The sequence below is a fragment of the Pseudomonas sp. LG1E9 genome (assembly GCF_003290225.1).
Classification (GTDB): Bacteria; Pseudomonadota; Gammaproteobacteria; order Pseudomonadales; family Pseudomonadaceae; genus Aquipseudomonas; species Aquipseudomonas cyclaminis.
Map to the genome: position 1 here is coordinate 6,159,858 of NZ_CP029983.1, position 23,953 is coordinate 6,183,810.

The window sequence follows — 23,953 nt, forward strand, 5'->3', positions numbered from 1 at the left end:
AACACTATGTACCTGACACCTCAGCATATCTTGCTCGCGGGGGCCTCCGGCCTCACTGGCGAACACCTGCTCGACCGCCTGCTCAACGAACCCACCGTAACCCGCGTGCTCGCGCCGAGCCGCAAGCCGCTGGCCGAACATCCGCACCTGGAAAACCCGGTGGGTGACCCGGCGGTGTTCCTGCCGCAACTGAGCGGCCGGGTGGATATCGCCTTCTGCTGCCTGGGCACCACGATCAAAAAAGCCGGCTCGGAAGAGGCCTTCCGTGCGGTTGACCTGGACCTGGTCGTCGCCTTCGCCAAGCGCGCGCGGGAACTGGGCGCACGGCACCTGATCGTGATCAGCGCGATTGGCGCCGACCCCAAATCCTCGATTTTCTACAACCGGGTCAAAGGGGAAATGGAACAGGCGCTCAAGGCCCAAGGCTGGCCGCAACTGACCATCGTGAGGCCTTCGCTGTTATTGGGAGAACGGCTGGAGCCGCGTTTGGCCGAACAACTGGCCGGGCCGTTGTCACGGTTGATTCCAGGCAAGTACAGAGGGATCGAAGTATGCGAGCTGGCCCGAGCCATGTGGCGCCTGGCGCTGGAAGAGCAGGATGGGGTGCGGGTGGTGGAGTCGGACGATCTGCGCAAACTGGGTAAGTAAGAGCTGACACAGAGCAAATGTGGGAGGGGGCTTGCCCCCGATGGCGGTGGGTCAGTCTGCCTATGGGTTGACTAAAACACTGCTATCGGGGGCAAGCCCCCTCCCACATTGGCCTGTGGTGTTTTTAAGATCCAGGCTACAGCCCGCCCGTTGCATTAAACCCCACGCCCAGCACTGTCAACACCGACAACGGCAGCAACAAGGTGTCGAGCAACGCACTCGCCGGCAGGTCGACGCCGGGATAGCTCGGCGCCTCGGCACCAAACCGGTCCTTGGCGCAGCAGCCGCCATTCATCGCATACAGGTCCAACCGCGTGCCGGCATACACCACCGGCGCGCCCGGTTGCGCGGCGTCCAGGGTGCGGGCCGTGGCGCAGCCGGTCAGGTGCAACGCCAACACCAGCAGCAGCGCCTTATTCATCACTGCTCAAATGGTGCTCGCCCCAACGCGGCAGCATGTCCTGGGGGATGTTGAGCAGGTTGAGAATCCGCGCGACCACAAAGTCCACCAGATCATCAATGGTTTGCGGCTGGTGATAAAAGCCTGGCGACGCGGGCAAGATGGTCACGCCCATGTTAGACAGCTTGAGCATGTGCTCCAGATGAATGCTCGAATACGGCGCCTCACGTGGCACCAGGATCAACTGGCGACGCTCTTTCAAGGTCACGTCTGCCGCGCGCTCGATCAGGTTATTGCAGGCCCCGGTGGCAATCGCCGACAAGGTGCCAGTGGAGCACGGCACCACCACCATCGCCGCCGGCGCGCCGGAGCCCGAGGCCACCGGCGACATCCAGTCTTCTTTGCCGTAGACCTTGATCTGCCCCGCCGCCGCACCGGTGTACTCGGTGAGGAAGGCCTGCATCATCTGCACCTTGGCCGGCAGTGCCACGTCGGTCTCGGTGGCCATCACCAGTTGTGCGGCCTTGGAGATCAGGAAGTGCACCTCGCGGTCCTCGCGCACCAGGCAATCGAGCAGGCGCAGGCCATAGGGCGCGCCCGAAGCACCGGTCATCGCCAGGGTAATGCGTTCCGGGCCGCTCATTTGAGCGCCTCGGCCAGCTTGCCATGCAGGCCGCCAAAGCCGCCGTTGCTCATGACCACCACGTGGGTGCCCGGTTTGGCCTGCTGTTTGACGTACTCGATAATGCCTTCAATGCTGTCGCAAACCGTCGACGGCACGGTGCACAACGCTGCAATGCCCGGCAGGTCCCAGCCGAGATTGGGCGGCGCATACCACACAGCCTGATCGGCGTCGTTGACGCTTTCGGGCAAGCCATCGCGGTGCGCGCCGAGCTTCATGGAGTTGGAGCGCGGTTCGATGATCGCAATGATCGGAGCATCTCCCACACGCTTGCGCAGGCCATCCAGCGTAGTGGCGATCGCCGTAGGGTGGTGGGCAAAGTCATCGTAGATGGTAATCCCGTTCACATCGGCGACTTTTTCCATGCGCCGCTTCACGCTCTTGAACGCGCTCAACGCAGCAATGCCCATGGACGGCACCACGCCCACATGCCGCGCCGCCGCCAACGTCACCAAGGCGTTAGCGACGTTGTGCTGGCCGGTCATATCCCATTCGACGATGCCCTGGGCTTCGCCTTCGAACAGCACTTCAAACCTGGAACCGTCTTCGCTGAGCAACTTGACCTGCCACTGCCCGCCGGCGCCGGTGGTTTGCACCGGGGTCCAACAGCCCATCTCGATCACGCGCTGCAAGGCTGGCTCGGTGGTGGGGTGAATCACCAGGCCTTCGCTCGGAATGGTGCGCACCAGGTGATGAAATTGACGCTCAATCGCCGGTAGATCGGGGAAGATATCCGCGTGATCGAACTCAAGATTGTTCAGGATCGCCGTACGCGGACGGTAGTGGACAAACTTGGAGCGCTTGTCGAAAAACGCGCTGTCGTATTCGTCCGCTTCAATCACAAAGAACGGCGTATCGCCCAAGCGCGCCGACACCGAGAAGTTCTGCGGCACACCGCCGATCAGGAAGCCAGGGCTCATGCCCGCATGCTCCAGCACCCAGGCGAGCATGCTGCTGGTGGTGGTCTTGCCGTGAGTGCCGGCCACGGCCAGTACCCAGCGGCCTTGCAGGACGTGGTCGGCCAGCCATTGCGGGCCGGACACGTAAGGCAAGCCTTTATTGAGTACGTATTCGACCGCGGGGTTGCCACGGGACATGGCATTGCCGATCACCACTAGGTCAGGCACCGGGTCAAATTGCGCGGGGTCGTAACCTTGGGTCAGCTCAATGCCCTGGGCTTCGAGTTGCGTACTCATGGGCGGGTAAACGTTGGCATCGGAGCCTGTCACGTGATGACCCAATTCTTTGGCCAAAACCGCCATCGAGCCCATGAAAGTGCCGCAGATACCAAGAATATGAATGTGCATAGTCGACCTCGTAAACATCGAGGCAGGTTAGCGCAGGGGGGCGAAAATCGCACTCTTTAGCTGTAGGACCTGACCACAGTCACCCGGATAGGGACGCCCGTGCGATGCCGTGCCGGCGCAGCTTTCTATAGAGTGTGTTACGGCTGACACCCAATTGCTCCGCCGTGTGGGTCATGTGCCAGCGTTGTTGCTCCAGGGCGGTGAGCAAGGCGAGTCGCTCGGCGTCTTCCAGAGGTAACTCTGCGGGCTTGGCCCCCGTCACCGGATGCGGCCGGGCCTGGCGGATCGACGCGGGCAAGTCTTCCAGCCCCACGCGCCCGTTGTCACACAGCGCCGCCAGCGTGCGCAGAACCGTGCGCAGTTGTCGCACATTACCGGGCCAGGCAAAGGTCAGCAGCGCCGAACGCGCTGCCGGGTCGAGTTGTACGGTTTGCCCGTCCGCCTCTTCAGCCAGCAGGAAATCCAGCAACTGGGATTTATCGCTGCGCTCGCGCAACGCCGGCAAACCCACTTCCAGGCCATTGAGCCGGTAATACAAGTCCTCACGGAAACTGCCGTCCTGCACACGCGCCAGCAAATTGCGGTGCGTTGCGCTGACGATTCTGACGTTCACCGCCTCGGGCTCACCGCCGATGGGTACCACCATGCGATCCTCCAGCACCCTTAATAGACGGGTTTGCAGCGCCAGAGGCATATCGCCGATTTCATCGAGGAACAGGGTGCCGCCATCCGCCTGCTGCAACTTGCCCTGCATCCCTTCTTTGCGTGCCCCGGTGAAACTGCCGCCGCGATATCCGAACAGCTCACTCTCGATCAGGCTTTCCGGGATGGCGGCGCAGTTGAGGGCGACGAAGGCTTTGTCGGCACGCTGGCTGGCGTGATGCACAGCCTTGGCAAAGGCTTCTTTGCCGCTGCCGGTTTCCCCGTTAATCAACAGCGGCACATCACGCTCGAATACCCGCAGGGCCTTGCGGAAATCGTTTTGCAACGCGGGGTCACCCAGGCAGATGCCGGCCAGACGGGCAGGCTCCGGCTTGCTGATGGGTACCGACACACTGCGCGGCAGCCCACGCAACGCGGCAAACAAGCGCCGCCCGTCACGAGTACGCAGCGGCCAACTGGCGGTCGCATTGGCGCTGGCGCGACCGAGCAACTGATCCAGGGAGCAGTCGAAAAACGCTTCCACAGGCTTCCCCAGCAAATCGCCACGCACCTGCCCTAACAGGTTCAGTGCGCTCTGGTTGAGCGCACAAATGCGCCCTTCGCCATCAAACGCCAGCAACCCTTCGCTGAACAGGCCCACCGACTCGGCCTGCAAATGAAAGCGCAGCAACCAGTGATGTTCAAAGTGACGCAGGAAGTAACAACTCTCGATCATCTTCGCCGACAGATTCACCAGCGCCATCGTGTGGAACTGACTCTGGCGCGACACCGCTTCCCGGGCCGACGACACGTCCAGCACTGCCAGCAGTTCGCCATGGGGGTCGAACACCGGGCTTGCCGAGCAGGTCAGCCCGGTATGACGGCCACGGAAGTGCTCGTCGCGATGAATGGTCAGGGACTGGCGCTCCACCAGGCAGGTGCCGATGCCATTGGTGCCTTCGCAGGCCTCGCTCCAATCAGCACCGAGCCACAACCCGGCACGCTCGAAAATCTTGCGCTCGGACGGCGCTGTGACACAGTTGAGGATCACCCCGCGCGCATCGGTGAGAAGCACCGCGTGGCCGGCGCCGGAGAGTTGCTGGTGCAGGCTGTTCATCTCCGTGCCGGCGATGTGCAGGACTTGTTGCAGGCGCTCGCGGCTTTCCAGCAAACGGCCGTGTTCGAGCACGGTGGGGGCGATGGTTTGCGCAGGGTCGAGGTGGTAATCCTCCAGGCACCGCAGCCAGGAACGGGCGATGGACGGATCGCTGGACGGGTCGCGGCCACGCGCCACGGTGATGACTTGCTGGGCATGGCGGCTGAAATGATCGTTGTGCATGTTCTTATTATTCTCCCTGCGTGAGAACGCCCAGCATCCCCCAGCCCTGCGACAGATGCAATCCCGTGCCGACCCACCGGTCACAGGCTGTACCGTTTATGGCACAAACTGTCACATGCGCTGTACCAGTCGTGTGACAGCAACGCCTTGCAACAAACCCCAACTCCTTGATTTACCTGGCCCTCAAAGCAGTGGCCCAACCTTTGCTCTACGCTTTATCAAGCGCAGCAACAGCGCTGCACTCCAATAAACATAAAAGCCAGGAGATACCCACCATGCGTTACGCACACCCCGGTACTGAAGGCGCGATCGTTTCGTTCAAGGCCAAGTACGGCAACTACATTGGTGGCGAATTCGTTGCGCCGGTCGACGGCAACTATTTCACCAACACCTCGCCGGTCAACGGCAAGCCTATCGCCGAGTTCCCGCGCTCTACTGCCAAAGACATCGACAAAGCACTCGACGCCGCCCACGCCGCCGCTGACGCCTGGGGCAAGACCTCGGCTCAGGACCGCTCGCTGGTGCTGCTGAAAATCGCCGACCGCATCGAACAGAACCTCGAACTGCTGGCCATCACCGAAACCTGGGACAACGGCAAGGCCGTGCGTGAAACCCTCAACGCCGACATTCCACTGGCCGCCGACCACTTCCGCTACTTCGCCGGCTGTATTCGCGCCCAGGAAGGCACCAGCGCCGAGATCAACGAACACACCGCGTCCTACCACTTCCATGAGCCTCTGGGCGTAGTCGGCCAGATCATCCCGTGGAACTTCCCGATCCTGATGGCTGCGTGGAAACTCGCGCCGGCCCTGGCCGCCGGTAACTGCGTGGTGCTCAAGCCCGCCGAGCAAACGCCGCTGGGCATCACCGTACTGATGGAAGTAATCGGCGACCTGCTGCCGCCGGGCGTGCTTAACGTGGTGCAAGGTTTCGGCAAAGAAGCCGGCGAGGCCCTGGCCACCAGCAAGCGTATCGCCAAGATCGCCTTTACCGGCTCGACCCCGGTGGGTTCGCACATCATGCATGCGGCGGCCGAGAACATTATTCCGTCCACCGTCGAGTTGGGCGGCAAGTCGCCGAACATCTTCTTCGCCGACATCATGAAAGCCGAACCGTCGTTCATCGAGAAAGCCGCCGAAGGCCTGGTGCTGGCATTCTTCAACCAAGGCGAGGTGTGCACCTGCCCATCCCGTGCGCTGGTGGAAGAATCGATCTACGACGACTTCATGAAGGTGGTGATGAAGAAAATCGAGCAGATCAAACGCGGCGACCCGTTGGACACCGACACCATGGTCGGCGCCCAGGCGTCCGAACAGCAGTTCGACAAGATCCTGTCCTACCTGGAAATCGCCAAGGGTGAAGGCGCGCAACTGCTGACCGGCGGCAAGGTCGAGCAACTCACCGGCGACATGGCGGGCGGCTATTACATCCAGCCGACCCTGCTCAAGGGCACCAACGACATGCGCGTGTTCCAGGAAGAAATCTTCGGCCCAGTGGTGAGCATCACCACCTTCAAGGACGAAGCTGAAGCCCTGGCGATTGCCAACGACACCGAGTTCGGCCTCGGCGCCGGCGTGTGGACCCGCGACATCAACCGCGCCTACCGCATGGGCCGGGCGATCAAGGCGGGCCGCGTGTGGACCAACTGCTACCACCTGTACCCGGCGCATGCCGCATTTGGCGGTTACAAGAAGTCCGGCGTGGGTCGCGAAACCCACAAGATGATGTTGGATCATTACCAGCAGACCAAAAACTTGCTGGTGAGCTACGACATTAATCCGTTGGGCTTCTTCTAACTACCGCCCCTCCCACCTTTGAAATGCGATCAACTGTGGGAGGGGACTTTACCCCCCCCAGAGTTTTAGATCTTCATAAGTACTTGCGATGTGCATTCGGCATAAATAAGCCGAGTTAAAAACAATAACAATGAAAGGTACTTTCCCATGCCTAACGAACCCACTGGCTCTTCCGTCGACTTCGAAAAAGTCGGCACCGATTACTTCCAACAACGCGAACTGAAAAAAGGCGCCGCCGGCTGGGTGCTGTTAGTTGGCCTTGGCGTTGCCTACGTGATCTCCGGCGACTACGCCGGCTGGAACTTCGGCCTGGCCCAAGGGGGTTGGGGCGGGATGTTCCTCGCTACATTGCTGATGGCCACCATGTACCTGTGCATGTGTTTTTCCCTGGCCGAACTGTCTTCCATGATTCCTACCGCTGGCGGTGGCTACGGCTTCGCCCGCAGTGCATTTGGCCCCTGGGGCGGGTTCCTGACAGGCACCGCGATCCTGATCGAATACGCCATTGCCCCCGCCGCCATCGCCGTGTTTATCGGCGCCTATTGCGAGTCACTGTTCGGCATTGGCGGCTGGATGATCTACCTGGCGTTCTACATCATCTTTATCGGCATCCATATTTTCGGGGTTGGCGAGGCTTTAAAGCTGATGTTCGTGATCACCGCCGTCGCCGCGATTGCCCTGGGCGTGTTCCTGGTGGCCATGGTGCCGCACTTCAACGTCGCCAACCTGCTGGACATTCCCGTGACCGAGGCCAAGGGCGCCAGCACCTTCCTGCCCTTCGGCTACGTCGGTGTGTGGGCCGCGATCCCCTATGCGATCTGGTTTTTCCTGGCGGTTGAAGGTGTGCCACTGGCCGCCGAAGAAACCAAGAACCCCAAGCGCGACCTGCCTCGCGGCCTGATTGGCGCCATTGTGGTGCTGACCAGTTTTGCCCTGTTGATCCTGGTGATTGCCCCCGGTGGCGCCGGGACCTATGCGCTGATCAAATCCGGTAACCCGCTGGTTGAAGCACTGGCGTTGTCCTACGGCGGTTCGACCTGGATGGGCAGCTTCGTCAACCTGGTGGGCCTGGCGGGCCTGATCGCGAGCTTTTTCTCGATTATCTATGCCTATTCACGGCAGATCTTCGCCTTGTCCCGCGCCGGTTACCTGCCGCGCAAACTGTCCCAGACCAACAAAAGCAAGGCGCCGGTACTGGCCTTGGTGATCCCCGGCATCATCGGTTTTGGCCTGTCGCTGACCGGCCAGGGTGATCTGCTGATCCTGGTGGCCGTGTTTGGCGCGACGATTTCCTACGTGCTGATGATGGCCGCGCACATCACCCTGCGCATTCGTCGCCCCAAAATGGAACGTCCTTACCGCACACCGGGAGGCATCTTTACCTCCGGTGTCGCGCTGGTATTGGCTTGCGTGGCCGTAGTGGCGGGCTTTTTGGTGGATCCGCGGGTGGTGATTGGCGCCGCGATCATCTATGGAGTATTAATTGCTTACTTTGCTTTCTACAGCCGGCATCACTTGGTAGCAGGCACGCCCGAAGAGGAATTCGCGGCGATCCAGGCCGCAGAGGCCGCCTTGCACTAACTGCCGTAAACCTCGACGCGGGCAACTGCTCGCGTCGTCAAGGAGACACTGTATGGCAAGCTTTTCCCACGCGGTCGGTGCACAGACCTACCGCTTCGACAGCCTCAAGGACGTGATGGCCAAGGCCAGCCCGGCACGCTCCGGGGACTTCCTCGCTGGCGTCGCCGCGCAGAACGACGGCGAGCGCGTCGCGGCGCAAATGGCGCTGGCGAACATCCCGCTCAAGCACTTCCTGGAAGAAGCGCTGATCCCCTATGAAAGCGATGAAGTCACCCGGCTGATCATCGACACCCACGATAAACCGGCGTTTGCAGCGGTCAGCCACCTGACCGTCGGCGGGCTGCGCGATTGGCTGCTCAGTGATGCGGCCGACGAACATTCCCTACGCGCATTGGCGCCGGGGCTGACACCGGAAATGGCCGCGGCCGTCTCCAAGATCATGCGCGTGCAGGACTTGGTACTGGTAGCGCAAAAGATCCGCGTAGTCACCCAGTTTCGCGGCACCATGGGCCTGCGCGGGCGCCTGTCGACCCGCCTGCAACCCAACCACCCGACGGATGAACCGGCCGGCATCGCCGCCAGCATTCTCGACGGCCTGCTGTATGGCAACGGCGACGCCATGATCGGCATCAACCCGGCCACCGACAGCATCGCCTCGATCTGCGCCATGCTGGAGATGCTCGACGCGATCATCCAGCGCTACGAAATCCCCACCCAGGCCTGTGTGCTGACCCACGTCACCACCTCTATCGAAGCGATCAACCGGGGCGTGCCGCTGGATTTGGTATTTCAGTCCATTGCGGGGACAGAGGCGGCCAATGCCAGTTTCGGCATCAACCTGAACGTGCTGCAGGAAGGTTACGACGCGGGCTTGAGCCTGAACCGTGGCACCTTGGGCCAGAACCTGATGTATTTCGAAACCGGCCAGGGCAGCGCCTTGTCGGCCAACGCGCACTTTGGCGTCGACCAGCAAACCTGCGAAACCCGGGCCTATGCCGTGGCACGGCATTTCAAACCATTTCTGGTCAACACCGTGGTCGGGTTTATCGGCCCCGAGTACCTGTACAACGGCAAGCAGATCATCCGCGCCGGCCTCGAAGATCACTTCTGCGGCAAATTGCTGGGCGTGCCGATGGGTTGCGACATCTGCTACACCAACCACGCCGAAGCCGACCAGGACGACATGGACACCCTGCTGACCCTGCTCGGCGTGGCCGGGATCAACTTCATCATGGGCATCCCCGGCTCCGACGACATCATGCTCAACTACCAGACCACCTCGTTCCACGACGCGCTGTACGCCCGCCAGACACTGGGTTTAAAACCGGCGCCGGAGTTTGAACAATGGCTGGCGAAAATGGGCATCTTCACGCAGGCCGACGGCAAGGTACGCTTCGGCAATAGCCTGCCACCGGCGTTTCGCCAAGCCTTGGCGCAATTGGGATGAAGGAGCCGACCGTGCAACCAGAATTGCCTGACAACCCGTGGCTGGAACTGCGCCGCCTGACCCCGGCGCGCATCGCTCTCGGCCGTACTGGCACCAGCATTCCCACTAACGCCCAGCTGGATTTTCAGTTCGCCCACGCCCAGGCGCGGGACGCGGTGCACCTGCCCTTCGATCATGCAGGCATCAGCAGCCAACTGGCCGAACGCGGACGCGACAGCCTGTTACTGCATAGTGCCGCCAGTGACCGGCACAGCTACCTGCAACGCCCGGACCTGGGGCGACGTTTAAGCGATGAGTCAGCCCAGGCCCTGCGCGACCATGCGTCGGCCAACCCTGGCGGCGTGGACCTGGCGGTGGTGGTGGCAGATGGTCTTTCGGCGTTGGCGGTGCATAAACACACGCTGCCGTTTCTGACACGCATGGAGGAACAGACCCACGCCGAAGGGTGGTCCTTGTCGCCCGTCATTCTGGTGGAACAGGGCCGCGTTGCCGTGGCGGATGAGATTGGCCAATTGCTCGGCGCCAAAATGGTGGTGATCCTGATCGGCGAACGGCCAGGGCTCAGTTCGCCGGACAGTTTGGGGCTGTACTTCACTTACAACCCCAAGGTCGGCCTCACGGATGCGTATCGCAATTGCATCTCCAATGTGCGCTTGGAAGGCTTGAGTTATGGCATGGCGGCCCATCGCCTGCTGTACTTGATGCGAGAGGCCTGTCGCCGGCAGCTGTCGGGGGTCAACCTCAAGGATGAGGCGCAGGTGCAGACCATCGAATCCGACGACACGGACCTGATGAAAGGAAATTTCCTGCTCAGCCCACCCGAGGACTGATCCCGGCACGATTGCGCTTTTTGGCGTCTTTAGGCAGCATCAAGTCACGGCCGCGCGTGTGGTCATACCCCATTTGGAAGTTGAGGCCTGGCATGCGGATTACTCAAGCGACCCTGGAACACCTGGACCTGTTGACCCCGCTGTTCGTCAAATACCGCGAGTTTTACGGGGCGCTGCCCTTTCCGGATTCGTCGCGGGCCTTCCTGGAAAAGCGCCTGCGCCGCAAGGAATCGGTGATCTACCTGGCGCTGGCCGATGATGATGACAAGAAATTGCTTGGGTTCTGCCAGCTGTATCCAAGCTTTTCGTCGCTGTCGCTCAAGCGGGTGTGGATACTCAACGACATCTATGTGGCCGAGGACGCACGCCGCCAACTGGTGGCGGACAACCTGATGCGCACGGCGAAGAAGATGGCCAAGGAGACGCATGCGGTGCGGCTGCGGGTGTCGACCAGCAGTGACAATGAAGTGGCACAGAAGACCTACGAGTCGATCGGGTTTCGCGAGGACACGGAGTTCAAGAACTACACCTTGCCGATCAGCGAAGACTGAGCCCCCAAACACTGCAAACCCATTGTGGGAGGGGGCTTGCCCCCGATAGCGGCGTACCAGTCAGACTATTTATAACTGACACGCCCTCATCGTGGGCAAGCCCCCTCCCACATTTGGCTTTGCGACATCCCCCGCTACAAAACCAACAGGCTTTTCACCTCTCAATCCGTATAATGCGGACCCTTCAGGGTTGTAAGAAATGCGGCATACACTTGTAGCCTTATTAACCCGAGCTTCCGCACAAGCCTGCTGAGCCGGGCTATTCACACAGGTGCCATCCATGGATTTCAACCCGCTCGACCTTATCCTGCATCTCGACGTCTACCTCGACCTGCTGGTAACCAATTACGGTCCGTGGATCTACGCCATTCTGTTTCTGGTGATCTTTTGCGAAACCGGCCTGGTGGTCATGCCGTTCCTGCCGGGTGATTCCCTGTTGTTTATCGCCGGCGCCATCGCTGCAGGTGGCGGCATGGACCCGGTATTGCTGGGCGGCCTGTTGATGCTGGCGGCGATCCTCGGCGACAGCACCAACTACGTGATCGGGCGAACTGCCGGAGAACGCTTGTTCAGCAACCCGAACTCGAAAATCTTCCGCCGCGATTACCTGCAAAAGACCCACGACTTCTACGACAGGCACGGCGGCAAAACCGTGACCCTGGCGCGCTTCCTGCCGATCCTGCGCACCTTTGCGCCGTTCGTCGCCGGCATCGCGAGAATGCCCTACCCGCGCTTTTTCGGTTTCAGCGTACTGGGCACCATCCTCTGGGTCGGCGGCCTGGTGACCCTGGGCTACTTCTTCGGCAACGTGCCATTTATCAAGAAAAACCTGTCGCTGCTGGTGGTGTTCATCATCCTGCTGTCCCTGGTGCCGATGATCATCGGGGTATTCCGCAGCCGTTTTGGCCGCACCTCCTCCGAAGCCAAGCCGCACTGACCTGCGATGTGGTCCCTCAGCGCCTGGCGTCGCCGGCGCCTGCTGGCCAAGCACCCGATTGCCGATGACACCTGGCAGCGGGTGCGCCACCACCTGACCTTCCTCGACGGCATCAACGCCGAGCAGGACCAGTGGCTGCGCGAAGCCTGCGTGGTGTTCCTCGCCGAAAAACACCTGACCGCCCTGCCCGGCGTCGAACTGCACCAGGAACAACGCCTGCTGCTGGCCGCCCAGGCGCAATTGCCGCTGATGAACCTCGGCGACCTCGACTGGTACCAGGGCTTCCACGAAATCGTGCTGTACCCCGACGATTTCCTCAGCCCCCAGCGCCATCGTGACAGCAGCGGCATCGAACACGAGTGGGACGGCGAACACAGCGGCGAAGCCTGGCAACAAGGCTCGGTGATCCTCGCCTGGCCCGGCGTGCTCGCCAGCGGCCAGTGGAAAGGCTACAACCTGGTAATCCACGAACTGGCGCACAAACTCGACATGCTCAACGGCGACGCCAATGGCCTGCCGCCCCTGCACAGCGACATGCGCGTGCAGGAGTGGGCCAGCGTGATGCAGGGCGCTTACGACGACCTGAATCGCCAACTGGACGCCAACCCGGATGCCGAGACCGAGATCGACCCCTACGCCGCGGAAAATCCGGCGGAATTCTTTGCCGTCACCAGTGAATATTTTTTCAGCGCCCCGGATTTACTGGTCAGCACCTATCCACAGGTATACGCCCAACTCAGCCGCTTTTACCGCCAGGATCCCTTGGCCCGCCTGACCCTCCTGCAAGCCCACGACCCGCGTTATCAGCCGCAAGACGAATGACCGTACGACGTCTGGCGCATGGCATCGCCGTCAGAATATGCCTATAATCGCCGCCACTTTTAGGCCAATCCGGCCATGTCATATGGCCAACTACGGGGGCAACGCCCAATGAGCTACAGCAAGATTCCGGCTGGCAAAGACCTGCCGAACGACATCTACGTCGCCATCGAAATTCCGGCCAACCACGCGCCGATCAAATACGAAATCGACAAAGACAGCGACTGCCTGTTCGTTGACCGTTTCATGGCCACCCCGATGTTCTACCCGGCCAACTACGGTTTTATCCCGAACACCCTGGCTGACGACGGTGACCCCCTCGACGTGCTGGTCGTAACCCCTTACCCGGTTACCCCAGGTTCGGTTATCCGCGCTCGCCCAGTCGGCATCCTGAACATGACCGACGACGGCGGCGGCGATGCCAAAGTTATCGCGGTACCCCACGACAAGCTGTCCCAGCTGTACGTGGACGTGAAGGAATACACTGACCTGCCGCCACTGCTGCTGGAACAGATCAAGCACTTCTTCGAGAACTACAAAGACCTCGAAAAAGGCAAATGGGTGAAGATCGACGGTTGGGGCAACGCAGACGCCGCCCGCGCCGAGATCATGAAGTCGGTCGCTGCCTACAAAGGCTGACACTGACTCATCATTGCCCCGGCAATCAAAAAAGCTCCGATCATTCGGGGCTTTTTTTGTGGGAAAAATTAAACAACAAGTTCAACAGTTAGTACGCAGCGTTCAACTAAGCGCTCCTACCGAAAGATCCGACTACAACTAAGTAAAAACCTACACGTGCAATTCAACGCATGGTTTATTTGATTAGTTTTTTCGGCCAGTAAACTCTGCGTTTATGAATACATCAGGTGATCGTTTAAAAGCGCTATTGCGGGAAGTTCATCTTTCCGCTTCAGACTTCGCCAAGAACCGCGGTGTCACGCCTCAACACGTGAACAACTGGTTCAAGCGCGGCGTACCCATGGGCCGACTCAACGAGATCGCAGAACTGCTCTGCGTCTCCAGCCGTTGGCTGCGCAACGGTGAAGGCCCCAAACACCCTCCGGCCAACTTCCTGCTCGAAGGCCCGGAAACACGCAAAGGACTGCCCACCACCCGCGAAGGAAGCGGCAAATACCTCACAGGCCCCGCCTGCCCACCGGAAAAAATCGACGTGGAGATTCCCCTCCACCCCACCTTCACCTCAACCCAACGCATCCGTGTCGCCCTGCACACCCTCGAAATTCTCAACGTAAACCCCGACCGCGCGGTAGGCGCCTACATGGTCGACAACAGCATGATCGACATCATCCAACAAGGCTCCACCCTCGCCATCGACAAAGGCCGCACCCAGATCATCGACGGCGAAATCTACGCCGTCGAACACGACGGCATGCTGCGCATCAAATACCTCTACAACCGCCCCGGCGGCGGCCTGCGCATGCGTAGCCACAACGCCGGCGAACACCCGGATGAATACCTCAACCATGAAGAACGGTTCGAGCAGAACTTCAAAATCGTCGGCTGGGTATTCTGGTGGTCCACCCTCAACAACCGCCGCCCGCCGGTGCCGCTGGATGAGCATCTTTTGGGCTGGGAAGGCTCTAAATCGGAACCGGAGGTGGGCAATTGAAGTGAATGTGGGTATCATGCGCCGCACATTTGGCAGGGGGTGGCTTTACGGCTATCCACCTTGCTCGGCGAAGCGGAGGAGTTCCCGCGGATGCCCCTACTATTCAGCCCGACGCAATGTGGGCTGAGCGATTTGAAGGCTGCTGAGGTTTGTCAAAAACAAGCTGAGGCAGTCCCCGAGAAGCCGGCCACAAGCCGGCTTTTTAATGTCTGATAAGTATCGCGACTCAATTGTCCAACAGCTGTTGGACAATTGGGTAATCAAAAGCGGGCTGCTACACCCTGCTCTCTCAGTCGCCCGACGCGGGCTGCATACACTCTACAGCCCGATCCGCCACCATCTTCGCCATCTCCACCAAATGCATCACCGCCCTTTGCGGCGCACCCACTGGCTCGCCGAGCACTTGCGACGTAGCCACCGCACACTGCAGCAGCTCAGCCACACGCCCCCAGGCATCCTCAAAGCTCAATTCTTCATTTACGACAAATGGATTGGTTGCACGGGAAGACTGTGAATCCGAAATAACGTTATCCATAGCAAAACCTCTAGCAGTAAGTGATTACCACCGTCCTTTCGCGACTAAACAATCAGAGGTGGCGGCTGTACGCAGGTTAGTCGACCGGCCGCTAGGCACCGGCGCACCCGAGGGTGCCCTGCGCACAGCCACCATAAAGTGCAGGTGAGAAGACACCTGTCTTTGAGATGGCGCATGCGCCTAGCGAGGTAAGGGCGACTAAACCCGATCACTGAATTTGCAGTGACGGATCGCAGCCTAGTCACGCATTCCCGCTGACGCAATGCGGTTGGGATTCTCTCGGAAACGTCCTGCAAATGAAAGGGATCAGCCCTGCTGGCCCTTTAAGCTCCAACCTCAATCCAATATCAAATGCGGCAAAAACCGGCTCGAATCCTTGGTAATCAGACTATTGTCCTCCCGCACCCCAATCCCTGCCGCCTGATCACCAATCACCCAAGACCCAATCAGCGTATAGCTGTCCCCAAACCGCGGCAGCGGTGCGAACTCCTGAAGGATAAACGGCGCATCCGTGTAGGGCCCATCCTCTTTCACGATCAGCCCATCAGCCGTTTGCAGTTCGATATTTGCCCCTTCCCGCGAGAAGAACGGCTTGCGCACCCAGCCCTTCGGCACGGCTTTACCCGGTTCGGTATCCAGGTGGGCCGCGAGCAAATTCGGGTGGCCTTTGTTGAACTCCCACAGCAGCGGCAGGATGCCTTTGTTGGAGAGGATCGATTTCCACGCTGGCTCGAAAAACTGCGTGTCACTCTCGGCAATGGCGGCGCCGAAAGGTTCGTGGAAAATGAACTCCCAGGCGTGCAGCTTGAACAGGTGCGGAATCCAGCGATCCTCCAGGTCGACGAAGCGGCCTTCGCTGGTCAGGCCGATGTCTTCGATGTCGATATGGCGTGATTCGATGCCGACTTTTTCCGCGACGAGGCGCAGGTAGTCGGTGGTGCCTTTGTCTTCGGTCGAACCTTTCATCGAGGCGAAGTAGAACGGCTGGTTGACCTGCAGTTGGGCGAAAGCCTGGTGCAGTTTGGTGTCGATGCTGTTGAACTGGTCGGCATGCTTGGGCAGCAGGCCGCGTTCGATGCATTGCTCGAGCCAGCCCCACTGGAACGCGGCGGCCTCGTAGAGGCTGGTCGGTGTGTCGTAGTTGAGTTCCAGCAGCTTGGCAGGTCCGGTGCCGTTGTAGGAGAAGTCCATGCGCCCGTACAGGTGCGGGTGGCCTTCGAGCCATGAGGTTTTGATCATGTCGAAGAAGGGCGCGGGAATGCTCAGGCGCTCGAGCAGTTCTTCGCTCTGGACCACGCGGGCGACGAGGTCCATGCACATGTCGTGGATCTCGGTGGTCGGGTCTTCGAGGTCGTGCTCGATTTGCTTGAGCGTGAACTGGTAGTACGCGCTTTCGTCCCAGTAGGGTTCGTCGTCAATGGTGTGGAACAGGAAGCCGAGGCTGTCGGCGGTCTGTTTCCAGTCATGACGTTCTGCACATTGGATCTTCTTCATGGCCCGCCTTCCTTAACTGCTCGACCCGCCGCCGCCCCAGCCGCTGCGTGCACTGGCCTTGCTGCCGAAGCCACCACGGGAGGTGGCCGACGCAACGGAGCTGGACTTGCTGGAACTGCGCAGCGTGTTGGTGTAGTTGCTGCTGCCGTAGCGGACCTGGTTGGAGCGGCCAAACGTCGCGCCATTGGACACACGCTGATTAAGCGTCGAGTTGCCGTATTCGCCGCGATCATCGCGATAGCGGTACACCGGCTCGGAGCGGTAGCTGTTGCGGTTGTTGCTCAGCATGTTGCCGATCAGCAGTCCGGTCAGCAGGCTGCTGGTGGAGAAGCCGGAGCCGCCGCCGTTCGCCTGGGAGCCGCCCGCTTGAGCATTGGCGGCATCGACCTGGGACTGGGTCACCTGGCCTTCGGCGGTCAGTTCGAAACCGCCCAGCTTGGGAATGAACTGGCCATTGGAGTCCAGTTGGCACCAGCCGGCGACAAAATCGGCATCGCAATCGACCTGGCTGGCGTACACCGGCGCAATGCGGCGATGCTCAGCCATGGCCGTCATGTAGGCGTCCGAGCAGACGTCCACCGGGAGTTTTTCATCGGCGCACTGCTGAACCGACTGGAAGTTGTACTTCTTCTGCAAATCGTAGGTTTTTTCGGTCGGCCCGCAGCCGGATATCGCCATCGCGACCGACGCTGCCAGCGAAAGCTGGACGTACTTGCTTCGTTTCATCGGGAGCTCCGTGGGCAATCAGTTCTGGGTAGGCGTCATGCACGCGGCGTTCAACATGCCGACGCTGATGGCCACGGCGGCGACGTAGATACCCGCTGCGAGTTCACCTCTCTTGATGCGCTCGGAGGTGCCCTTGAGCACCAGGCTGGTCAGCAGGAACGCCAACAGTTGGACGACAGCAGCGATCACTGCCCAGACGACGAAGTCGAGGATGCTGATCGAGTAGGCAATCACGTTGCTGGCCGGAATGGCAAAACCGACGATGGCACCGCCCAGGGCGACCGCCGCAGACACGTTGCCCGCCCGGATCAGTTCAAACTCCTTGTGCGGCGTGATGCGGGTGTAGATGAACTGGAACAGCGCGAACAGCACCGCCGCGCCCAGAAGGTAGGTGACAAAACCAAGCACGGCGGCTTTGTTCAGGGAGATGGAGAGAGCTTCTAACATGGACTTCTTCCTTTTTTAGAGCGCATTCAAGTCGGTTGTGTACAGCGAAATGCCCAGCGAGGTGCTCAGGCTGACGGTGCCTTCGGCGTCTTCTTCGACGGAAAACAGCAGGAACTCACGTCGATCGGTCAGGCCGGTGTCACGGGCGTATAGCATCGAGCGGTGCTCGACGCTGTAGGAGTCCTCGGGGTTTATTACGTGCTCGCTCATGGCCACCAATTCCGTCTGGCCATCCTCGCTGCCCCACACGCGTGCGTATTCGACGCCGTTGTGGGTGTAGGTCGGCAACCCGATCAGGCTCTGGGACCCCGCCAGCCGACGCAATTCAGCTTCGCTGCTGAGCGTGACGTAACTCCGGTAGTTGAACAGGATCACGGACTCGACCTGCCCGGCGATCTCGCCCGTGGTGTGCACCTGCAGCCAGTAATCTTCGTCATTCATGTAATAACGCGACAGCCAGGTCGACTGCCCAAGGTCAACGGTGCCGTTACTCCAGATTTCCTGGGAGCCAGGGATAACCACCGTGGTTTTCCCGTCGAGCAACAACTTCAGGGTTGTGTCGAATATCACGCCTTTGCCCGGTGCCAGGCCTAGCGGCCCGGTGGTCGGCAGGGGTTCGGCGGCGGCGCCTTTCGATTGTGTAGTCGCTTGCGGGGCCTCAAGCCCCATCAACTGTTTAAACCATCCCATTGGAGATTTCCTTGAGGCGGGTGGAGGCGATGTAGAAGAGTTCACCGCCTTCAATGCGTGTGGCGTTGGGCGGGTTGATCGACGGTTGCTGGGCGTCTTTGGCGCGATAGCCGATGAGGGTGGCGTTGTGCTGCTCTTTCAGTTGGCTATACAGATCGCCGAAGGTGGCTTCAAACGCGTCGGGCAACTTCATCAGGTACTGGGTGGCTCCCTGCCCTACACACAGCAACTCATTGATGACCACCGAGGAGCCTGGGTCCTGAGACGCACGCACCAACATTTCGATGGCCATGCTGGATGTGCATTCCAGGCTCGGCGCATAGGAGCTGGCCAGCGCGGCAATTTCACTTTCATTGAAATGGGCGACGACATGCCCGACAGGACTGAGTTGATTCACCGCCAGCACCGTGGCCAGGGTCAGATCGTCAGACGGGGTTCGTACCAGCACACGCTCGGCACCGGGCACGCCGGCACGCTGCAATAACGCAGTGGAGGACAGGCTTTCACCGCGGATGAACGCGGCTTTGCCCGGCATCGGGTTTTCTTCGAGGGTGCAGTCGCAAATGACGATCAGGTTGTCGTTCGAGGTTTCGTCTTGCAGCAACAGCTCAATGACGCGCTCGCTGGACGCGCCCTCCCAGCCAATCAGCACGGTATGGCCGACCTTTCCGGTGAAATCGCCTTTGCCCTTCATGCCTTTTCTCCATGCATCGATAACACTGCTGGTGGTTTTGCCAATGGCTGCCGTCAGCAGCGCAATGCCGCCGAGCATCACCCAGGTCGCCACGAACACGCGCCCCGCCGAGGTCTGCGGTGCGAGATCGCCGTAGCCGACGGTCAGCGTGGTGGTGAGATAGAAGTAAACAAAGGTGGCGGGCGCCGTGAGGTGCTGTTCGCCCAGGTACAGCAGGCCCAGATAGGCCGTGCTCAGGTGTACACCCAAGGCAACCACCAGACCCGCCCAGCCGAAGCGGTGAAAGAGAGAGGAGGCGTACATGCGCAACAAAAGAAAAATCGACATTTAGTCCCTGGCTCCCTGGGTACTTGATTCCTGATGACGCCATCGCCTCGACGTCTGGATGCTCAAGTGCGGTCAGGCGGCATTAAACCTGCTGCGCGGTTTGGAGAGAAGTACCCTGGCTGCAATAAATCCGGCAAATGCACCAAAGAGATGCCCTTCAAAGGAAACACCCTGACGAGGAAGAAATCCAAGGATCAGGCCGCCGTACAGTAGCGCCACGACACTGGCCGTTATCAGGTTGCTCCAGCTCCTGTGAAACCAGGCGCGAGACAACAGGTACGCCCACAACCCAAATACCCAACCGCTGGCCCCTACGTGGATACCCGCAAAACCGAACAGCCAGACCAGCGAGCCGCCCAGCACAATGATGATCATACTGACGGTTACGAACCGACTGAGCCCTTCGAGAATCACCAGGGTGCCCAATACCAAAAAGGCAATCAGGTTGGCGCTCAGGTGGGCAAACGAGCCGTGCAAAAACGGTGAGGCGAGGATGCCGAACAGCCCATGTAGCGTTCTTGGGACAAGGCCGAACGCCATGAGGCTGTATCCGGTCACCACATTGAACAACTGCAGCGCGACCATCAAAAGGGCCACGCCTGCGATTGTCTTGAACCCCTTCAGGGCATCCATTCTGACCTCGCCGTAAATAGAGAAGGGTTGAGAATAAATGCCCGTTCGTTAAGGAAGATCACTGCTCCCTCGCCTCAGGTACCGTGCTAGCCCTTCGCCTACTCGGTCGACTTTTGCTTCAGACGCTCCAGAATCGCATTGGCGCTGCCTTCGTTCGGCGTGATGCCTGCGTCGCGCAGCTTGCGCTCAAGGTCGGTCCCCGTGGACGCCTCAACCAACTCATCCTGGGCTTGCAGTTCAGCGGCACGCTGTTGTTGCTTGGCCTGCAAACGATTCAACGTACCGACGGCGGTTTCCAGCTTGCCGTTGGCGCCGCCGCTGGCGATGGAGGCGCTGACCTGCGCCTTCTGTACGCTGTCGCGAGCCTTGGCCATATCCACTTGCTGACGCAGGCTTTTGATCCGGCTTTCGGCCTTGGTGATGTCCTTGCGCATGCTTTCTGCATACCCACCGAACTCCGCAGCTTGCTTATGCTCGACATCCCGCTCGTTGGTCAGGCTCGAAATGGCTTCGGCCACTTCCAGGGCGAGGTCTTCACGGTTGGCCTGCAGGGCAGCCACTGCCTTGGACTCCAGGTCCTTGATCTTGGCGTCGTACTCGCTGACGCGATCAGTCGCCAATTTGTGCTTGGCCATGATGCTGACCAGCTCACGCTTGGCATTGGCCAGCGCGGTGTCGGCATCGCGGATTTCCTGATCGAGGATGCGCAGGGCTTGTTGGTCGACGATCGATTCGCCGACTTCGTTGGCACCGCCACGCAGCGCGGTGAACAATTTGCTCCATATGGACTGAGTCATTGGATACTCCCGAATACTTAATTGAAGAAACGTTCGAAGGCTTCGCTGGCGCGCTGCACGTTGTCGACCAGGGTTTTCACCTCGGTCACGATATTGGTCAGGCTGGAGTCGGAGCTCAGAGCGCCGAACATGTTGTAGACCACTTGCCCGTTAGGCATGGACTCGATACCGATGGAGGACAGCGGGAACATTTCCCGGCTGCGCAACACTGCGTCATTGAATTTCGCGACATCGTTGATGGACTCGACATCAACCAGGACCGTGTCCACGATGATCTGCTCGCCAACCACCGCGATGTAAATCGGCAAGCCACCGAAGTCGTTCATTTCCAGCTTGATGCTGGACTCGGAGCCTTGAACGAGAGAAAGCGTAATGTCCTTGGACACCACGTCGTCCAGGGCCTGAAGAGCGGTGAAGAGGCGATCGATATTCCAGTTGGTACCTGCGCTCATGAAATTCTCCGACATGAATGAGCCAGCCAGAATCGGCTGGCGAAGCTGTTTCTCCATCTGCTTGAGCAGGCTTCGGTTTTCGGGAAGCACCCAAGTCTCGTGTTTCACATAGCCGGCGGCCGCCAGGCCTGCACGCATCTGCTTCATGTAAAAGCTCGACGGCTTTTTGGCGGACGGCTTCAAGCGCTCTCCCTGAAGGCTTGCTGAATCGGTATCGGGCCCTTTAGGCGGACTCGATAGAGAGCTGCTTTCCATGGTACTGACCTCGCTGTGAAAAACTCACGCGTGAGAAAATCTACAGGCATTTTTTGCCACACTCAATAGCTCACGCGTGAGATTTTTTGACTTACTTTGCCGCCTACGAAAAGGATCGGTCCTACTGACAAATCCTCAATTGTCTCATCTGAGTTGACGGTATTACCCAATTCAGCCGATTTATCCGCCAACACCCACCCATTAATCTGTGCCCATGTTGAACGCAACGCCCAACCAACCTAAACAAAAAAGGATTCAACCATGAGCACTCCAACCTACAGCCGCTTGAACAAAGACGACGCCATCGTTCTGCTGGTCGACCACCAGACCGGCCTGATCTCCCTGGTGCAGGACTTCTCGCCCAACGAGTTCAAGAACAACGTGTTGGCCCTGGCCGACCTGGCCAAGTTCTTCAACCTCCCGACCATCCTCACCACCAGCTTCGAGCAAGGCCCCAACGGCCCGCTGGTGCCAGAGTTGAAAGAGATGTTCCCGGACGCGCCGTACATCGCACGCCCTGGCCAGATCAATGCGTGGGACAACGAAGACTTCGTCAAGGCGATCAAGGCCACTGGCCGTAAGCAGATCATCATTGCCGGTGTGGTCACGGATGTGTGCGTAGCGTTCCCGACCTTGTCGGCGCTGGCGGAAGGGTTTGAGGTGTTTGTAGTGACCGATGCCTCCGGCACGTTCAACACCACGGTGCAGCAGGCAGCGTGGAGCCGGATGACGCAAGCCGGTGCGCAGTTGATGAACTGGTTCTCGGTGGCGTGTGAGCTGCACCGCGACTGGCGCAACGATATCGAAGGCCTGGGGAATTTGTTGTCCCAGCGCATTCCCAACTATCGCAACCTGATGAATGGATATGCGGCGCTGACGGCTCATCAGAAATAAGTCAGCCGAGATTCGCGATAAGCCTGCCCTTAAAAGCAGGCTTTCGTTGTTGCTGAGCGCTTTACCAGTGCGCTTCAGCAAACGGGTTTAGAGGCGAGGGGTGACCAACAACTTTATCTCAATGGACGATGAGCCGATTAGAATGCACAATCGGCTCACAAAATGAGCCGAATAATTTTTTATTCGGCTCACGCACCAGGTATTCCTCCATGGACCAACCACACTGGATCTGGCAACACACCGACTGGCCCCACTTCCACTGGCAACCTGGGCGCTTGGCGGCTTTGCTGCGTGAGTGCGGGCATGCCCAAGGCAGGTTGTTGGGCATGCTCGGCTCTGTCAGCCAGGCCATCAGTGCAGAGAATGAATTGGATGCGCTGCTGCAAAACATTCTGACCTCTTCGGCCATCGAAGGTGAGCAACTGAACGTTGGCTCTGTTCGTTCCTCCCTGGCCCGACGGATGGGCCTGGAGGCGCTGAAAGACGGTCAGGTAAGCCGCCGCAGCGAAGGTCTCGCCGAGCTGATGATGGATGCCACCCAACAATTCAACCAGCCCTTTACCCTCGCCCGCTTATTGAACTGGCACCAGCTATTGTTCCCGGTCCCGCAAGCAAACTATGCCTCCCGACCACTCAATATCGGGTCATTAAGGGGCGGTGAGCCAATGCAAGTGGTGTCGGGCCGACTTGATCGGCCAACCGTGCATTTCGAGGCCCCGCCGCGTCCTGGGCTGGAACAGTCGCTGGATGATTTCCTGGAGTGGTTCGAAACCAGCCGCGATCAGCCGGAACTGGATCCGCTGGTACGCGCCGGCGTTGCGCACTTCTGGTTTGTCACGCTGCACCCCTTCGATGACGGCAATGGTCGCCTGACACGCGCTATCACCGATTTGGCATTAGCCCAAGGCGAGCATCAGGCCATTCGTTTTTACGCCATGTCAGCCAGCATTCTTGAAGACCGCATCGGTTATTACAACGCGCTTGAGTCCAGCCAGAGGGCCACGCTGGATATCACTGAGTGGCTGGAGTGGTTCCTTAAAACCCTGTTGCGCAGTGTGCAGCAAGCCATGGCGAGGATTGACAGAGTGCTGGGCAGGAGCCGGTTCTGGCAGCGACACCGCGACCTTCCTTTGTCTGCTGAACAGATCAAGGTCCTCAATCGCCTGCTCGACGGTGGTGAAAAGGGCTTCGAACACGGCATCAGCGCTGCGCAGTACCAAGCGGTGGCAAAGGTATCCAAGGCGACGGCGACGCGACACCTGGCTGACCTGCTGGAAAAAAACTGCCTGATCCGTCTCCCCGCAGGCGGCCGCAGCACGCGTTATCAAGTCAATACAGCAGGCGACTGATGCCCCACTCATTTGCCCACCATCCCCATGTCTGCTAGTGTCCCGCCGGTT

25 protein-coding genes are annotated in these 23,953 nt (G+C 59.8%); 12 read left to right on the plus strand and 13 right to left on the minus strand.

The window, feature by feature from the left end; translation table 11 throughout:
- Positions 1-6: 6 nt before the first annotated feature.
- On the plus strand, positions 7-648 hold the full coding sequence (locus DNK50_RS28240) for an oxidoreductase (protein WP_112196850.1): 642 nt from the start codon (positions 7-9) through the stop codon (positions 646-648).
- A gap of 136 nt (positions 649-784) precedes the next feature.
- On the opposite strand, the gene DNK50_RS28245 is transcribed toward DNK50_RS28240, so the two are convergent.
- The 4 genes from DNK50_RS28245 to DNK50_RS28260 form a co-directional block, all read right to left on the minus strand.
- Positions 785-1,069, minus strand: a complete 285-nt coding sequence (locus DNK50_RS28245) for a YceK/YidQ family lipoprotein (RefSeq protein ID WP_099584661.1) — start codon at positions 1,067-1,069, stop codon at positions 785-787.
- Positions 1,062-1,691: a flavin prenyltransferase UbiX gene (gene ubiX / locus DNK50_RS28250; protein ID WP_099584660.1), complete on the minus strand. Its 630-nt coding sequence runs from the start codon at positions 1,689-1,691 to the stop codon at positions 1,062-1,064. Before ubiX ends, DNK50_RS28245 begins: the two co-directional genes overlap by 8 nt.
- Positions 1,688-3,037: a UDP-N-acetylmuramate:L-alanyl-gamma-D-glutamyl-meso-diaminopimelate ligase gene (mpl, locus tag DNK50_RS28255; protein ID WP_099584659.1), complete on the minus strand. Its 1,350-nt coding sequence runs from the start codon at positions 3,035-3,037 to the stop codon at positions 1,688-1,690. Before mpl ends, ubiX begins: the two co-directional genes overlap by 4 nt.
- 79 nt (positions 3,038-3,116) lie before the next feature.
- Positions 3,117-5,018: a sigma-54-dependent Fis family transcriptional regulator gene (locus DNK50_RS28260; protein ID WP_112196851.1), complete on the minus strand. Its 1,902-nt coding sequence runs from the start codon at positions 5,016-5,018 to the stop codon at positions 3,117-3,119.
- A gap of 275 nt (positions 5,019-5,293) precedes the next feature.
- On the opposite strand from DNK50_RS28260, the gene DNK50_RS28265 reads away from it, so the two are divergent.
- From DNK50_RS28265 to DNK50_RS28305, 9 genes are all read left to right on the plus strand, one after another.
- Positions 5,294-6,814 carry an aldehyde dehydrogenase family protein gene (locus tag DNK50_RS28265; RefSeq protein ID WP_099584657.1) on the plus strand — a complete coding sequence of 507 codons (1,521 nt, stop codon included), beginning with the start codon at positions 5,294-5,296 and terminating at the stop codon, positions 6,812-6,814.
- A gap of 147 nt (positions 6,815-6,961) precedes the next feature.
- Positions 6,962-8,395 carry an ethanolamine permease gene (gene eat, locus DNK50_RS28270; protein WP_112196852.1) on the plus strand — a complete coding sequence of 478 codons (1,434 nt, stop codon included), beginning with the start codon at positions 6,962-6,964 and terminating at the stop codon, positions 8,393-8,395.
- Between the two features lie 52 nt (positions 8,396-8,447).
- Positions 8,448-9,842: an ethanolamine ammonia-lyase subunit EutB gene (locus tag DNK50_RS28275; RefSeq protein ID WP_099584655.1), complete on the plus strand. Its 1,395-nt coding sequence runs from the start codon at positions 8,448-8,450 to the stop codon at positions 9,840-9,842.
- Complete coding sequence (gene eutC / locus DNK50_RS28280; protein ID WP_112196853.1) at positions 9,839-10,672, plus strand: ethanolamine ammonia-lyase subunit EutC; 834 nt, start codon at positions 9,839-9,841, stop codon at positions 10,670-10,672. The genes DNK50_RS28275 and eutC overlap by 4 nt, the downstream gene beginning before the upstream one ends.
- Positions 10,673-10,764: 92 nt before the next feature.
- Positions 10,765-11,223 (plus strand): N-acetyltransferase, encoded by a 459-nt coding sequence (locus DNK50_RS28285; protein ID WP_017528964.1) that lies wholly within the window; start codon positions 10,765-10,767, stop codon positions 11,221-11,223.
- 280 nt (positions 11,224-11,503) lie between these two features.
- Entirely contained in the window at positions 11,504-12,160 is a 657-nt protein-coding gene (locus tag DNK50_RS28290; RefSeq protein WP_112196854.1) for a DedA family protein, read from the plus strand.
- Positions 12,161-12,166: 6 nt separating this feature from the next.
- Positions 12,167-12,982: a zinc-dependent peptidase gene (locus tag DNK50_RS28295; protein ID WP_112196855.1), complete on the plus strand. Its 816-nt coding sequence runs from the start codon at positions 12,167-12,169 to the stop codon at positions 12,980-12,982.
- 108 nt (positions 12,983-13,090) lie between these two features.
- On the plus strand, positions 13,091-13,618 hold the full coding sequence (ppa, locus tag DNK50_RS28300) for an inorganic diphosphatase (RefSeq protein ID WP_003176323.1): 528 nt from the start codon (positions 13,091-13,093) through the stop codon (positions 13,616-13,618).
- Between the two features lie 214 nt (positions 13,619-13,832).
- Positions 13,833-14,609: a S24 family peptidase gene (locus DNK50_RS28305; RefSeq protein ID WP_112196856.1), complete on the plus strand. Its 777-nt coding sequence runs from the start codon at positions 13,833-13,835 to the stop codon at positions 14,607-14,609.
- A gap of 289 nt (positions 14,610-14,898) precedes the next feature.
- Here the strand turns inward: DNK50_RS28305 and DNK50_RS28315 are convergent, their stop codons facing one another.
- The 9 genes from DNK50_RS28315 to DNK50_RS28355 form a co-directional block, all read right to left on the minus strand.
- Positions 14,899-15,144, minus strand: coding sequence for a hypothetical protein (locus DNK50_RS28315; protein WP_112196857.1), 246 nt, complete (start codon positions 15,142-15,144; stop codon positions 14,899-14,901).
- A gap of 336 nt (positions 15,145-15,480) precedes the next feature.
- Positions 15,481-16,638, minus strand: a complete 1,158-nt coding sequence (locus tag DNK50_RS28320; protein ID WP_099584649.1) for a glutathionylspermidine synthase family protein — start codon at positions 16,636-16,638, stop codon at positions 15,481-15,483.
- 12 nt (positions 16,639-16,650) lie between these two features.
- Positions 16,651-17,364 carry a DUF1190 domain-containing protein gene (locus tag DNK50_RS28325; RefSeq protein WP_112196858.1) on the minus strand — a complete coding sequence of 238 codons (714 nt, stop codon included), beginning with the start codon at positions 17,362-17,364 and terminating at the stop codon, positions 16,651-16,653.
- 18 nt (positions 17,365-17,382) lie between these two features.
- Positions 17,383-17,811 carry a DUF350 domain-containing protein gene (locus DNK50_RS28330; protein WP_099584647.1) on the minus strand — a complete coding sequence of 143 codons (429 nt, stop codon included), beginning with the start codon at positions 17,809-17,811 and terminating at the stop codon, positions 17,383-17,385.
- Between the two features lie 15 nt (positions 17,812-17,826).
- A complete protein-coding gene (locus tag DNK50_RS28335) occupies positions 17,827-18,501 on the minus strand; it encodes a DUF2491 family protein (RefSeq protein ID WP_099584646.1) in 675 nt (224 codons plus the stop codon).
- A complete protein-coding gene (locus tag DNK50_RS28340; RefSeq protein ID WP_112196859.1) occupies positions 18,488-19,522 on the minus strand; it encodes an ion channel in 1,035 nt (344 codons plus the stop codon). Before DNK50_RS28340 ends, DNK50_RS28335 begins: the two co-directional genes overlap by 14 nt.
- Before the next feature lie 72 nt (positions 19,523-19,594).
- Positions 19,595-20,155: a rhomboid family intramembrane serine protease gene (locus DNK50_RS28345; RefSeq protein WP_099584644.1), complete on the minus strand. Its 561-nt coding sequence runs from the start codon at positions 20,153-20,155 to the stop codon at positions 19,595-19,597.
- 98 nt (positions 20,156-20,253) lie between these two features.
- Positions 20,254-20,952 carry a PspA/IM30 family protein gene (locus tag DNK50_RS28350; RefSeq protein ID WP_099584643.1) on the minus strand — a complete coding sequence of 233 codons (699 nt, stop codon included), beginning with the start codon at positions 20,950-20,952 and terminating at the stop codon, positions 20,254-20,256.
- Between the two features lie 17 nt (positions 20,953-20,969).
- On the minus strand, positions 20,970-21,551 hold the full coding sequence (locus DNK50_RS28355) for a YjfI family protein (protein WP_027605205.1): 582 nt from the start codon (positions 21,549-21,551) through the stop codon (positions 20,970-20,972).
- Between the two features lie 369 nt (positions 21,552-21,920).
- On the opposite strand from DNK50_RS28355, the gene ycaC reads away from it, so the two are divergent.
- Positions 21,921-22,553, plus strand: coding sequence for an isochorismate family cysteine hydrolase YcaC (ycaC, locus tag DNK50_RS28360; protein WP_099584642.1), 633 nt, complete (start codon positions 21,921-21,923; stop codon positions 22,551-22,553).
- A 209-nt stretch (positions 22,554-22,762) separates the two neighbouring features.
- Positions 22,763-23,902 (plus strand): Fic family protein, encoded by a 1,140-nt coding sequence (locus tag DNK50_RS28365; protein WP_112196860.1) that lies wholly within the window; start codon positions 22,763-22,765, stop codon positions 23,900-23,902.
- Positions 23,903-23,953: the final 51 nt, after the last annotated feature.